We start from the raw sequence: 12,332 nt of genomic DNA, 5'->3' as shown, positions 1-12,332 counted from the left end.
GGCCTCGGCTTCCTTCAGAAACCCGATGATTTGCTGTTCCGTAAAGCGCTTCTTCATGTTCGTCTTCTTCTCCGAAAACGAACTTTACTAGACTCCGGCTGGCCCTGTTTGCAGGGGGCAGGTCAAACAACTGACGCTCACGCAACTAAAGATGTAACCATCCGCCAGCGTAGCGAAATGTCCGAAAAACCCGGCCTGTCAGGGCTCAGCGGGAAATTCCGTTTCAACTAAAGATGTGTCTGGCGGCGCGAGGGCGTCAACTAAAGTTGTAATCCGATGTGCGATTTCAACCAAAGTTGCGTAGCAATCTTCGATCGACATGGCTGACGAGCCGGTACCAGCTGGGCAAAGGCGTTGATCATGCCGGCTCGTTCGGCCGCGAAACGCCGCTCGAAAGCCCGTCTGAAGCGGCTCCGCGAGGAACTCGGGGTGGCGGGATGTTGCCAACGAACCCTGCCGGCCGCCGGTAGTAACAAAATTAGTTGAAACCTAATAACAACTTTGGTTGTGTGAGCGCCCAAAATGGCGCACACGCGCCGATGTCCTGAAATGAAGGGTAACATAGCCCTTACTATGTGCCCCTCCACTTAAGGTGACTGCGTACGGCGACATCAATGACGCTGAATCCCCCTTCGCCCCCCTCTCCACCTAATATTCCGATGAACGGCGGTGCATGATGATACTTATTAACATCGTGCCGAGCGATCGACTTCCCCGCACGTCAACGTCGCACACCCCGCGCCTGATCGACAACGCGGCGATCCGACGCGATGTGGTCATCAGATGGCCGGCCGACCGCAATCGTGCAGACGTCAGCATGCTCCGACCGGTATGTTCCCGACAATCTGAGCCGGCGCTCAAGACGCGTTTTCGGCATCTTTGAACGACTTGCCCGTCGCCGCTACTGTGATTGCGATCTCAACGCCCGCCATCGGATTTCTACCGGTTCGTGCTGCACGTTGCCCTTGAGCATTTCCGCGGAAGTCGGCAGGCCACCGATTTCCCGAAACCCTTGTCGGACAGCGATGGGACGGATTCTCAGCGGATCTGGGCGCACATCGGTGACAACGATCACAATCGTTTAAGTTTGGGCCGTGCCTGCCTGGATTTTTTAATTCCCACCAGACTCTCTACTCCGGCCGCACGCGACCATCTGCGTGTACGGGCTGTCGCCATCGTCTCGCCAGTCCGGCAACAGCGTCGCGAGCACGCCGGCACCGGCGAAGTCGAGCAACTGCCGGCGGCGCACGCTCGCCGACGTCAGTGCCCGGCAGGAGATTGAACCGGTACGACACGGTTTCGTCGTCGCCCCACCACCAGCCGTCGCCGCTATACACGTAGGGCGCGCTACTCGGGCAGACGGCCGTCCCCGTCCCGTTCCATTTCGTCAACGTCAGACTGCCGCCCGCGTCCACGGCGAGCGTCGTGGTCGCGCGTTGGCGTGGATCGCCAGTCTGAACTGGCGATCGAACTGTCGTGCTAGGGAGGCCAATCGTGCTGCTGCCTTGTCGGCAACGTCAGCATTGACGTTCGTTTAGAGTAAGTTCTCGCGCTCGCTCTTGAACCTCCGACGCATCCAACACGATCGCGGACAATGCATACAGCACCGGTCCGGTGCGCCGAACGCATGCAGCGCGCGATCGGCCGCGAAACGCAACGCGGCGATCCCGTGCGACGTCGGCTCGAATTCGGCACCCTTGAACCAGCGGCCGACCGGGCCTTCCAGCGCGGCGAACGTGACGGGATTGATCAGATGACCGAATGTTTCACCCCAACCCACCCGCCCTGCGTCATCGGTAAGCCTGACCAGCAGCGACTCCATTCGGCGCAGCGAGCGGCCTGCGGCGTTATACGTGTCCGCAGCGGCCGGTTCAACTGCGGCAACGGGACGGCGGCCCGCGTCGAATGCGAGCGAGAGACGAATGACTTCGATGGCGACGATTTTCACGAACGTATTCCCGGTGCGGCGAGTCGGGGGAAACTATGCGGCCGACGGCCGAAAGTGCGATGCGACGGACGACGGCGCTCGATGTTTCGCAAAACTAAGAGCGGCGGCATGGTTTGGCGCATCAGGCGAGACCAAGGCGGAAGCTCTCTCGCTATTCGACATTAGGGCGTCCGTCGTCACTCCCCTGGACGAAATAAAAGCGACGCTGCTGCATGCGACCGCTTATTCGGGTATCCCGCATCGTCTCAGCACGTCCGAGGCCACGCATGCGGTGCTGGTGGCGGAGGGGGCGTTGAAGTAACGACGCGTGTGAAGCCTGGGGTTCCGTCATCGGACACCCCGGCATGGGCGAGCGCTCTCGCCCGCCGTCATCACAGCGCGTTCGGCGCCCCCTTCCCGTCAAGCACCGCCGCGACGTTGTCGAGCGCGGTAAACCCCATCTGGTCGCGCGTCTCGATGGTCGCGCTCGCCATGTGCGGCGACAGAAACACATTGTCGAGCGCGGCAAAGCGCGGATCGATGTTGGGTTCGTTCCGGTAAACGTCGAGCCCCGCGGCGAACAGCCGATGCGACGTCAACGCATCGTAAAGCGCATCCTCGTCGACGAGACTGCCGCGTGCCGCATTCACGAATACCGCACCGGCGCGCAGTAAGCCGAATTCGCGGCGGGTCATCAACGGCGTGCCGCCGCCGGGCACGTGCAGCGTGAGGATGTCGCACTGCGGGAGCAGCGTGTCGAGATCCGGGCAATAGCGTGCACCGGCCTCGATCTCGGGTGGTGCGGGACGCCGGTCGGTATAGACGATCTTCATCCCGAAGCCGCGCGCGCGCTGCGCGACCGCCCGGCCGATCCGCCCGAAACCGACGATTCCGAGCGTCTTGCCGTTCACGCGCGTGCCGAGCATGTCGGTCATGCCGAACGACTTTCCCCACCCCGCGCGCACGATTCGCTCGTACTCCGATGCACGCCGGCACGCGGCCAGCACCAGCAGCATCGTGAAATCGGCCGTGCAGTCGGTCAGCGCATCGGGGGCGTTGCTGACCGCGATTCCGCGTGCGCGTGCGGCGGCGACATCCATGTGGTCGTACCCGGCGCTCGCGTTCGCGATGATCTTCACGCTCGGCGGCAATGCTGCGATGTGCTCGGCCTGCAGCCCCGATTTCTTGCCGATCAGCACCGCCGGCGTCTCGTAGCGGTTGCAGAACTCGACGACGGACGGCGCGTCCATGTCGGCGTCCGTTATATACGCGTTGAATTCGGATTCTGCGCGTGCGGCGACTGCGGCGGGAACGCGTCGCGCAACCAACAGGCGGATGCGATTGTTGTCAGGCATGGTCTCGTCCTTGGGTCGAAAAACGGAACACAGGCTACGAAGCGCAGTCGGCGCGGGTCAATATTGATTGGTTCGATCAACATGTCCGCGCGGCATTGAGCGACCGGATGATCGACCGATTCCGACCATATCCTCTGCCATGCGCGATGCCGTACCGGCGCGCGAACGGCGCAGCCGCGAACTCAGGAAAACCCTGACGCCAGCCCGTCTGGACGGGGCGGTTGATATTGATTGAAAAAATCAAGATTGCTGCGAAATCGTCGCCGCGCAATGCTTTTTGCATGTTCAACGGACTGAAGACGAGGACGTGAAAATGCAGGCAGAGAAAAAAATCGCGGCAGTGACGGGCGCCGGCACCGGAATCGGGCAGGCAGCGGCGGTTGCGCTGGCGCGAGCAGGCTTCACCGTCGCGCTGCTCGGCAGGCGTATCGATCCGCTGCTCGCGACGCAGGAGATCGTCGAGCGGGCCGGCGGCGTCGCCGCGGCCATTCCGACCGACGCTTCCGACGAGGCATCGGTCGATGCGAGCTTCACGCGGATTGCGCATGACTTCGGCCGCCTCGACGTGCTGTTCAACAACGCGGGCCGCAACGCAGGCGCCGTGCCGCTCGACGATTATTCGCTTGAGTTCTGGAACGACGTGGTCGCAACCAACCTGACCGGCGTGTTCCTGTGCGCCCGCGCCGCGTGGCGCCAGATGAAGCGCCAGACGCCGCAAGGCGGCCGCATCATCAACAATGGCTCGATCTCCGCGCACACGCCGCGCCCGAACACGATCGCGTACACGGCCACGAAGCACGCGGTCCTCGGCATCACGCGCTCGCTCGCGCTCGACGGCAGGCCGTTCAACATCGCGTGCGGCCAGATCGACATCGGCAACGCCGCCACGTCGCTGACCGAGCGGATGAACAACGGCGTGCTGCAGGCCGACGGCCGCGTCGCACCGGAGCCGCGCGTCGACGTCGCGCACGTGGCGGACGCGATCGTGCAGATGGCGAGCCTGCCGCTCGAAGCGAACATTCTGAACATGACAATCATGGCGAGCGCGATGCCGTTCGTCGGGCGCGGCTGACCGGACGAGCGCCGGCGTACGAGACAACCGCGCGCCGGCCCTGCAATGAGGAGACAGGAGACGACATTGAAAACCGCAGAAGAGCAGGTTTCGGTCATGCGCGAGTTCGACGCGCACGCAGGCATCGCAAGACGATCACGGGTGCGCTACGGCGTACTGTCGATGCTGCTCGTGGCCACGATCCTCAACTACGTCGACCGCTCGGCGCTAGGCATCGTCGCGCCCGCGCTATCGAAGGATCTCGCGCTCACGCGTGTGCAGATGGGCGAGCTGTTCGCCGTGTTTGGCCTCGCCTACTCCATCGCGCTGCTGCCGGCGGGCGTGCTCGCCGACATGCTCGGCTCGCGCGTCGCATATGCGCTGTCGCTCGTCGGCTGGTCGCTGGCGACGCTCACGCAAGGGCTCGCGCACGGCTATCACATGCTGCTCGGTTCGCGGCTAGCGATGGGCGCGCTCGAAGCGCCCGCGTTTCCGTCGAACGCGCGCGCCGTGACGATGTGGTTCCCGGTCCAGGAGCGTGGCTTCGCGACGAGCGTGTACGTGATGGGCCAGTACATCGGCACACCGCTCTTCACCGGGCTGCTGCTGTGGATCTCGTCGGCGTTCGGCTGGCGTACCGTGTTCTTCGCAACCGGCGCATTCGGCATCCTGTTCAGCGTCGTCTGGTACCGGCTCTATCGCGATCCGTCGCGCCATCCGCGCGTCAACGCGGCCGAGCTACAGTACATCACCGAAGGGCAGCCGGTGGTGACCGCGCGCGATCGATTCGACTGGCGCATGGCGCTGCGCCTGCTCGGCTACCGGCAGATTCTCGCGATCTGTCTCGGCAAGTTCTGCAACAACACGCTGCTGGTGTTCTTCACGACCTGGTTCATGACCTACCTGGTCGAGGAACGGCACATGTCGATGATCAAGGTCGGCTTCTTCCAGGCAATGCCGTTCATCGGCGCGACGCTCGGGATCCTGATCGCCGGCTATCTGTCCGATCTCTGCATCCGGCGCGGCGTTTCGATGTCGTCGTCGCGCAAGGCGCCGCTCGTGATCGGCACCTTCCTCGGCGCATCGATCGTGCTCGTCAACTTCGTGCAGTCGAACGCGCTGGTGATCGCGATCCTGACCGTCGCGTTCTTCGCACAGGGAATCGGCTCGATGTCGTGGGCGGCCGTGTCCGAGATCGCGCCGAAACGCTATGTCGGGCTCACCAGCAGCATCACGAGCCTCGCCGCTAACATCGCGGCCGTCACCACGCCGCTGATGATTGGCTACGTGACGCAGCACACCGGCAACTTCTCCTGGGCGCTGAACCTGATGGGTGCGATCTGCCTCGTCGGCACGCTCTCGTATTCGGTGCTGCTCGGCAAGCTGTCGCGTATCGAGCTCTGACCCGGTTCGCCCCCTTTTACACTCCACTGTACGTACCGCACACGACCATGATCGAATTCAAATGGGATCACCTGCAACTCTGCTCGGCTGATGCCGAAGCCACCGCCGCGTGGTTCGCGCGCTGCCTGAACGCCGAAATCGTGCGGCGCCCGGGCCGCGTCGACCTGCGAATCGGCGCCATCAACCTGTTCATCACGGCGCTGCCGGACGCGCGTTTGGCGATCGTGCCGGACGGCGCGCGCATGCAAGGGATCGACCACTTCGGCGTGCTGGTCGAGGATCTGGATGCGGCTTACGCGCATCTGGTCGACAACGGCGCCGAGATCGTCCAGCCCGTCACGCGGATCCGCGCCGGCGTGCGCGGCTGTTTCGTGCGCGCTCCCGGCGACATCCTCGTCGAGGTGCTCGAGCGGCGCCCGGCCGAGATGACATTCAGCTGAACCCGGTCTATAGTCGGCGCAAGCGGCCGCGCACCGGCCACATCCTCATCACGACTCCCCATGCAGAACTGGATCACCCTGACGGAAGCGGCGCGGCGGCTCGGCGTGCGGGCGCAGACCGTCTATGCGTACGCGAGCCGCGGCAGCATTGCCGTGATGCAGGATCCCGACGATCCGCGCAAGAGCCTGTATCGCGCCGAGGACGTCGTCGCGCTGTGCCGCAAGAAACAGGTCGGCCGCAAGCGGGCGGCGCTCGCGGCCAGCACGATCTTCGGCGCCGAGCCGTGCATCTACAGCGGCATCACCACGTTCTCGAAGGGCCGCGCATGGTATCGCGGCCGCGACAGTATTGAACTCGCCGATACCGCGACGCTCGAGGAAACGGCTGCGCTGCTCTGGCAGGCCACCGAGCCAGTGTCGTTCGACGCACCAGCGATCGTGCTGCCGCCCGGTGAGCGCGACCGGCAATGCGCGTTCACGATGCTCGCGACGCTGGCGCATGGCCATTCGACGCTCGGCCGGCTGGACAGCGCGCTGCACATCGAGGCCGGGCAGCTCGTCGCGATCGTGTCGCGCGCGTTCGGCGCGCACGACGATACCGGCGCAAGCGCGCTTCACACCCATCAGCGGCTCGCGGCCGGCTGGGGCCTCGACAGACATGGCGCAGACCTGCTGCGCCGCGCGATGGTGCTAGTCGCCGATCACGAGATCACGAGTTCGGCATTCGCCGCGCGCATCACCGCATCGACCGGCGCGTCGCTGGCCGGCTGCCTGCTGACGGGGCTCGCGACGTTGGCGGGGCCGCTGCACGGCGACGCGTCGGGACGCGTGCGTGCGGTGTTCGACGACGTGCAACGATTGGGCGCCGAGCGCGTCGTCGATCATCACCTGAAGTCCGCGATCCCGCTTCCCGGTTTCGGCCATCATCTTTACCCCGACGGCGATCCGCGCGCGGCCGCGCTGCTTGCGCGACTCGATCCGCCGGCGGAACTCGCGCACTTCGTCGACAGGGTCACGACGCTCACCGGCCAGCGCCCGACCATCGATGTCGCGCTCGCGATGCTGGCGGTGCAGCTTCAGTTGCCGCGCGATGCGGCGTTCGGGCTGTTCTCGATCGCGCGCAGCGTCGGGCTGCTCTCCCACTGCATGGAGCAGTTGCGCGTCGGCAAGGTGATCCGGCCGCGCAGCCGTTATACGGGGCCGGCGCTCGATGATCGGCATCTGCGGCCCGCCGCCGAGAACGATGGCAAACTGCCGAAAGCCGGCGTGATCGACAAGAACCGCGTGTTCAAGGTGGTGGAGTAACTCGCGTGACAACCGTAGACCGAATTGAACGCGTCACCGTTTGCAGCAAAGTTTTCATTGGCCGCGGCTTGCGAAGACCGGTGTCAACTCCACTGCGACGCCGGCAGTGGCAGTCACGCGTTGTGCGCAATCTGAGTTTGAGCGGGCAATCGCAGCATAGTGATAAGGCCGGTGATCGCATCGGCGGCCGCCTTGACCTCCCGAAAACACTCACCGTCCGGATGGGCGAGTACGTCGATCAGATCCATCCGAACGGCCCGCCGCGCTATCTGCGCCGGCGTGTGTTCGCGAGGGCGCCAAGGTCGCGGAGTACGGTATTACCGAGAAGGACATCTTCGGCACGCGCCAAGGTCGGTCGGCAAAGCAAGCGAAGACTCTGGTAGAAGCGAAGTTATCGCGCCCCGAAGACTGGCGCGACCTAGTCGGGCCGTGGCCGTAACAACTGCATGTCCACTGGCACTTTCAGTCTGCACAAGGGAGATGCGCGACCTATAGTCGCGCATCTCGGAGAAAAAGCGCTGTCCTTAGATGAGGATATGCTGCCCGTAAGGCGCCTTCACGGCTTCTTCACCCTCGTTTCCTGGAGTGCTACCTCCTCAAACTGTTTCGTCAGCAGCAGCTTGCGAAAACTTGCTCCTGCGGGCATAAGCCCGAACCGCACACGCTGATATTTTCGCCACATGTCAATGGCGGCCTACGTCTCCGGATCGGTCATCTCGGCAGACCAGTAAAGCTGCGAGTGACAGCGATATTACCTCGGCTGGAGCATGCCCTCACCTCACTATTCAGTCAGCCTGCGATACGCACTCAAGTGGCGTATGAGGCCCTGCCGGTCGCCGCGCATCTCGAGAAGAATTGCGAGATTGTGATGTGCGTCTGCATATGATGGGTCGAGTTCCAGACATCGCTCATAGCTTCGCTCCGCATCGTCCTTTCGGCCGAGTTCTTCGAATGCAACGGCCCGATTGAAATGCAGGGCTGCGTCATCGGGGAAGTGGGCTATCGCCTCATCGAATACCTGTAGCGCATCTTCACTTCGTACCTCGAGTTCGCATAGCAACGCACCCAGGTCAACGTAGGCGGCGTAGAACGGCCCCGGCGAGAGCGCCAGCGCCTTCCTATATGCCTGCTCGGCTCCTTTCACATCGGATGTCCTGAGTTGCTCGCCGAGTTCGTACCACTCCTCTGCCTCGTGCGCCAGGTCCTTTTGTGCCGGTGTGTTGTCGAGAAATACTACGTCGCCTTTGATTTCAGCGACCTCGAAATCCAGGAGGAGTTGGCCGGTAATCACATCCCACTGCGAGGGTCCCGTCCGTACTGCGACATCGTTACCCACGGCGGATACCCGAATGCCTGTCAGTGGCAACTCGTCTGGCAATGCCTCTCTCAATCGTGAGAGAGACATGATAATTTTTCGAGGCGGGATTCGAGCAGTGCGCAACTGCAGTGCAGTTCGCAGCAGGACGACATCCTGGAAGGTAAAGCGATATCCGTTTCGCGCCCCGCGCCTGGGTGTCACGAACCCCGCTGCTACCAAGCTGGTAACCACGCGGCGAGAAACGCCCAGCATGGATTGCAAGTCCCGCATCGAAATCGCGCGCGCCGTGTCTTGTGACGTCACTTGCGTGCCCGAACCTTCGCAAGTTGTTCAGCAACTTCCCTCCGTGCACGCGTCGCAGGCTTGCGCGCTTTCGGTGCCTCTGCAATTTCGGCAGCTGGATCGGCGCTCTTTCGCTTCGGCGTTGGAGCGGACTTCGCTTTCGCACCGCCTTTCAGACTCGCGCGCAAGGCCTCCATCAGGTCGATGACCTGTCCGCCGACAGCAGTGGCCTCCGCGGGCTCATGAGTCATGACCTGCTTGCCTTCAATCTTTTCGTCTATGGCGGCGAGGATGCGCTTTTTCTCTTCGTCCTCGTATGCTGCCGGGTCATAGCTCTCTTCGGCACCCTGCTCGATGATTTGAAGCGCAAGCTTCATCTCAGGGACGGATATCTCAACGTTTTCGATATTCAGTTCCTTCAGATTGCGAACCTCATCCGCATAGAATAGCTGTTGAAAAACGAGCCCATTTTCTTCGGGTCTTACCTGCACTATCCGAGTCTTGCCTTTGAATGCCCACTTGGCCAGCGCACAGCGGCCGCTTTCTGCCAGTGCTTGCTGCAGCAAGCTATATGGCTTTCCGCCCCGTTTGTCAGGGGCGATGTAATACGCCTTGTCGTAGAAGACCGGGTTAATCGCGTTCTCCGGTATGAAGGCCAGGATCTCGACGACATGACTGGCTGATTCTTCCAGAGCCTTGAATTCATCGCTGGTGAACACTACGAATCGGTCCTTCTCGAACTCGTAACCCTTCTTCATGCTCGAGCGCTCGACGACATCTCCAGTCGCTTCCGATATGTACTGCTGCTTCACGCGTGACCCGTCTGGGGCGAGCAAGTTGAACCTAACATCAGACGAACTCTCCGTCGCCGTATACAGCTTCACCGGAATTGAAACGAGCCCAAAGGAGATGGATAGAGAGGCGATTGAACGGGAGGGCATGGACGTCTCCTCGCGGATGAGCATGTTCAGCGTGTCGCCCCGCAAAGCACATGGCGCTGCGGAGGCTGACGCGTTTACAGGAACGCCCGCGATGTCGGCGTTCTTGTACTGAACATCAGTGTAGGCGCTTTAGAGCAGATGCCAACGACTGACTCGTGGACCAGTAGTCCACCCACGGATCGATGGTTTGGAAACTGAGATACTCCCGCGCCGTCTGGACGGTCCATTGCGCTCCGGTCTTCAACTCAGACAGTTGCTCCCACGAGACTGGCATCGACACCCCCATACCGGGTCGTGCGCGCGCGGTGAAGGCTGCCGCGGTGGTCTGTCCCTTCCCATTTCGCAGATAGTCGACATATACCTTTCCGACGCGATTTGACGCCCCCGAAGTCGCCGAAAAGCGCTCCGGAATCGTCTTGGCGAGGTGCCAGACGAATGCCCGTGAAAACAACCTCACCGACTCGTATTCAAGTCTTGGCGCCAAGGGCACCACGACGTGGACCCCTTTACCGCCGCTAGTCTTCACCCATGCTTTGAGTCCTAATTCGAGCAATAAGGCACGAACAAGGAGCGCTGCCTCATAAATCCGCCCCCATTTCACACCTTCACCAGGGTCCAAGTCGAAGATGACCCTGTCGGGCTTATCGAGGCGTCGAACCGTCGAGTTCCAGGTATGCAGTTCCACCACATTCATCTGCGCCGCTGAAAGCAACGCATCAGGAGTTTCGATAGTGAGCAATGGCGGATGATTTGGCCACAATTTCCGGTCGTACACCGTTAAACCAGGCATCGCGGTCTTCTCTGCGTGTTTCTGGAAAAACATCTCGTGCGCGATACCGGTAGGCGCGCGTAGCATTGCTAGGGGACGGCCTTTCAGATGAGGCAGCATCCACTGAGCAACGCTTTCGTAGTAGCGCACCAGGTCGAGCTTGGTGATGCCACTTGAAGGGTCAACAATTCGCTCCGGATGAGTGGCCTTGACACGCGACGGAGCAGCCGATGTTACCGTCTTCCCTCCTTCGCGAACGACGCTGCTAGCAGGCTTGTCGACGCGCAAACCTTTGAATGATGCCTGTCGCACTAGCCCGTCCGCCGTCCAATCTGCAAACTCGATTTCGGCGACCAGCAATGGTTGAACCCAGCGCTCGCTCCCGGCTGCTCGCCTGGTCCGGCGCTGGGACTTCGTAGCAGCCATGTCAAATGGCGATGAATTCAATTCGAGCGGTATGAGACGCGTCCAAAGGTCTCTCGCAGTCCGAGCATCCCAGCCGGTTCCCACGCTGCCGGCGTCATAAAGTTTGTCGCCAGCGTAATATCCGAGCAGCAAGCTGCCGACTTCCCCTGCCTTGCCGCCTCGACTGGTAAAGCCGCAAATGGCGAGTTCCTGCCGCAGCCGACACTTCGCCTTCAGCCAGGTCTGCGTCCTTCCCGATTCGTATCGCGCATCGCGATGCTTGAGCATGAGGCCTTCGAGACCGAGACCTGCGGCGGCTTCGAATACCTTCGCCAGCGGTGCCTCAAAGTCCTGACTGAACCGAATTCGGTCGCCTGCGTGCTCGAGCAATTGCGAAAGCAACGCACGCCTAGCCCACAGCGGCACGTTCCTGAGGTCCTTCCCATCGAAGTACACCAGGTCAAAGAGGAAGTAGACGATTTCCTGATTGGCAGAACCAGCTATCGCATCTTGCAGCGCGCCGAAATTGGGAATGCCACCCTCAAGTACGACAATTTCGCCATCGAGCCAGGCACTTGAAACCGGCAGCTTCTCAAGCTCGACAGCGAGACCAGCAAGCGTTTTCGTCCAGTCGTGCCCGCCACTCGTGAAGAACTGAACGCTCCCCTTGTCGACGCGGGCAAGCATGCGGTATCCGTCCAGCTTCGCCTCGGTAATCCAATCGCCGCTCGTGGGCAAGGAGGCCGCCAAGGTTGCGCGCTGCGGCTCAAGTTTCGCTGGCAACGGAGCGTGAACCGCCGCAGACAGGTCTATCTGCAGTCCCCTACTGCGCACTGGCTTCACCGTGTTCGGCTCCCGTTCTTCAATGGGCCCGAGCGGCATCGTGGTGACGCTGTCGGGAAGCGCCTTGACGACACCCGCCCACCAGCACGTCGTCGCCCCGCGCCAGCAATACAGGGGCGCCGAAACGGTGACGGCCCCCGCTTTTCGATCGCCGCGGTGGGAGCGCTTGTTGATGTCCGCACAGAACTGACCCACTAGAGCTGAAAATTTTCATCGAATTTTGACCCACGTGATTGAATGCCCTGCTCAATCTTTGAGCAGGGGATACAAAGGTGATCACGGTGGGCATATT

At 62.0% G+C, this 12,332-nt stretch carries 14 protein-coding genes and 1 pseudogene; 8 read left to right on the top strand and 7 right to left on the bottom strand.

The window, feature by feature from the left end; all coding sequences use genetic code 11:
- Together HWX22_RS31835 and HWX22_RS30790 are read left to right on the top strand one after the other, a co-directional pair.
- Window positions 1-231: hypothetical protein (locus HWX22_RS31835; protein WP_208456636.1), on the top strand; the 231-nt coding region annotated here is incomplete at its 5' end.
- A 718-nt stretch (window positions 232-949) separates the two neighbouring features.
- Window positions 950-1,282, top strand: coding sequence for a hypothetical protein (locus HWX22_RS30790; RefSeq protein ID WP_175916965.1), 333 nt, complete (start codon window positions 950-952; stop codon window positions 1,280-1,282).
- A 252-nt stretch (window positions 1,283-1,534) separates the two neighbouring features.
- Here HWX22_RS30790 and HWX22_RS30785 read toward each other — a convergent pair whose 3' ends face one another.
- Window positions 1,535-1,948: a hypothetical protein gene (locus HWX22_RS30785; protein WP_244135329.1), complete on the bottom strand. Its 414-nt coding sequence runs from the start codon at window positions 1,946-1,948 to the stop codon at window positions 1,535-1,537.
- Between HWX22_RS30785 and HWX22_RS32150 the strand changes: the two genes are divergently transcribed.
- A complete protein-coding gene (locus tag HWX22_RS32150; RefSeq protein WP_244135328.1) occupies window positions 1,932-2,249 on the top strand; it encodes a hypothetical protein in 318 nt (105 codons plus the stop codon). The two genes, HWX22_RS30785 and HWX22_RS32150, sit on opposite strands and share 17 nt — an antisense overlap.
- A gap of 70 nt (window positions 2,250-2,319) precedes the next feature.
- Here HWX22_RS32150 and HWX22_RS30775 read toward each other — a convergent pair whose 3' ends face one another.
- Window positions 2,320-3,282, bottom strand: a complete 963-nt coding sequence (locus tag HWX22_RS30775) for a D-glycerate dehydrogenase (protein ID WP_175916964.1) — start codon at window positions 3,280-3,282, stop codon at window positions 2,320-2,322.
- 76 nt (window positions 3,283-3,358) lie between these two features.
- The gene (locus HWX22_RS30770; RefSeq protein ID WP_175916963.1) at window positions 3,359-3,565 is read right to left on the bottom strand and encodes a hypothetical protein; all 207 of its coding nucleotides are present in this window, start codon (window positions 3,563-3,565) and stop codon (window positions 3,359-3,361) included.
- A gap of 30 nt (window positions 3,566-3,595) precedes the next feature.
- On the opposite strand from HWX22_RS30770, the gene HWX22_RS30765 reads away from it, so the two are divergent.
- The 4 genes from HWX22_RS30765 (at window position 3,596) to HWX22_RS30750 (ending at window position 7,482) form a co-directional block, all read left to right on the top strand.
- Window positions 3,596-4,354, top strand: coding sequence for an SDR family oxidoreductase (locus HWX22_RS30765; RefSeq protein WP_175916962.1), 759 nt, complete (start codon window positions 3,596-3,598; stop codon window positions 4,352-4,354).
- A gap of 96 nt (window positions 4,355-4,450) precedes the next feature.
- The gene (locus HWX22_RS30760; RefSeq protein WP_175916967.1) at window positions 4,451-5,737 is read left to right on the top strand and encodes an MFS transporter; all 1,287 of its coding nucleotides are present in this window, start codon (window positions 4,451-4,453) and stop codon (window positions 5,735-5,737) included.
- 47 nt (window positions 5,738-5,784) lie between these two features.
- On the top strand, window positions 5,785-6,177 hold the full coding sequence (locus HWX22_RS30755; RefSeq protein ID WP_175916961.1) for a VOC family protein: 393 nt from the start codon (window positions 5,785-5,787) through the stop codon (window positions 6,175-6,177).
- A gap of 60 nt (window positions 6,178-6,237) precedes the next feature.
- The gene (locus HWX22_RS30750) at window positions 6,238-7,482 is read left to right on the top strand and encodes a citrate/2-methylcitrate synthase (RefSeq protein ID WP_175916960.1); all 1,245 of its coding nucleotides are present in this window, start codon (window positions 6,238-6,240) and stop codon (window positions 7,480-7,482) included.
- 113 nt (window positions 7,483-7,595) lie between these two features.
- Here HWX22_RS30750 and HWX22_RS32325 read toward each other — a convergent pair whose 3' ends face one another.
- Window positions 7,596-7,730, bottom strand: coding sequence for a hypothetical protein (locus HWX22_RS32325; RefSeq protein ID WP_260439231.1), 135 nt, complete (start codon window positions 7,728-7,730; stop codon window positions 7,596-7,598).
- A gap of 50 nt (window positions 7,731-7,780) precedes the next feature.
- On the opposite strand from HWX22_RS32325, the pseudogene HWX22_RS32145 reads away from it, so the two are divergent.
- A pseudogene (locus HWX22_RS32145) lies at window positions 7,781-7,901 on the top strand (H-NS histone family protein); the annotation flags it as partial.
- Between the two features lie 362 nt (window positions 7,902-8,263).
- Here HWX22_RS32145 and HWX22_RS30745 read toward each other — a convergent pair.
- From HWX22_RS30745 to ligD, 3 genes are all read right to left on the bottom strand, one after another.
- The gene (locus HWX22_RS30745) at window positions 8,264-8,887 is read right to left on the bottom strand and encodes a tetratricopeptide repeat protein (protein WP_347879490.1); all 624 of its coding nucleotides are present in this window, start codon (window positions 8,885-8,887) and stop codon (window positions 8,264-8,266) included.
- A 212-nt stretch (window positions 8,888-9,099) separates the two neighbouring features.
- Complete coding sequence (locus HWX22_RS30740) at window positions 9,100-10,023, bottom strand: Ku protein (protein ID WP_175916959.1); 924 nt, start codon at window positions 10,021-10,023, stop codon at window positions 9,100-9,102.
- 115 nt (window positions 10,024-10,138) lie between these two features.
- Window positions 10,139-12,235 carry a DNA ligase D gene (gene ligD, locus HWX22_RS30735; protein WP_175916958.1) on the bottom strand — a complete coding sequence of 699 codons (2,097 nt, stop codon included), beginning with the start codon at window positions 12,233-12,235 and terminating at the stop codon, window positions 10,139-10,141.
- Window positions 12,236-12,332 lie beyond the last annotated feature (97 nt).

It is taken from the genome of Burkholderia sp. BCC1638 (genome assembly GCF_902833195.1).
In the GTDB taxonomy this organism is placed as follows: domain Bacteria; phylum Pseudomonadota; class Gammaproteobacteria; order Burkholderiales; family Burkholderiaceae; genus Burkholderia; species Burkholderia diffusa.
This window is presented reverse-complemented; position numbering and strand designations above follow the sequence as displayed.

Bases quoted from the DNA above. Each gene is read 5' to 3' on its own strand.
- HWX22_RS30760 (WP_175916967.1), top strand. From the start codon at position 4,451: ATGCGCGAGTTCGACGCGCACGCAGGCATCGCAAGACGATCACGGGTG.
- HWX22_RS32325 (WP_260439231.1), bottom strand. From the start codon at position 7,730: ATGGATCTGATCGACGTACTCGCCCATCCGGACGGTGAGTGTTTTCGG.
- HWX22_RS30745 (WP_347879490.1), bottom strand. From the start codon at position 8,887: ATGTCTCTCTCACGATTGAGAGAGGCATTGCCAGACGAGTTGCCACTG.
- HWX22_RS30775 (WP_175916964.1), bottom strand. From the start codon at position 3,282: ATGCCTGACAACAATCGCATCCGCCTGTTGGTTGCGCGACGCGTTCCC.
- HWX22_RS30770 (WP_175916963.1), bottom strand. From the start codon at position 3,565: ATGCAAAAAGCATTGCGCGGCGACGATTTCGCAGCAATCTTGATTTTT.
- HWX22_RS30740 (WP_175916959.1), bottom strand. From the start codon at position 10,023: ATGCCCTCCCGTTCAATCGCCTCTCTATCCATCTCCTTTGGGCTCGTT.
- HWX22_RS30750 (WP_175916960.1), top strand. From the start codon at position 6,238: ATGCAGAACTGGATCACCCTGACGGAAGCGGCGCGGCGGCTCGGCGTG.
- HWX22_RS32150 (WP_244135328.1), top strand. From the start codon at position 1,932: ATGGCGACGATTTTCACGAACGTATTCCCGGTGCGGCGAGTCGGGGGA.
- HWX22_RS30765 (WP_175916962.1), top strand. From the start codon at position 3,596: ATGCAGGCAGAGAAAAAAATCGCGGCAGTGACGGGCGCCGGCACCGGA.
- HWX22_RS30755 (WP_175916961.1), top strand. From the start codon at position 5,785: ATGATCGAATTCAAATGGGATCACCTGCAACTCTGCTCGGCTGATGCC.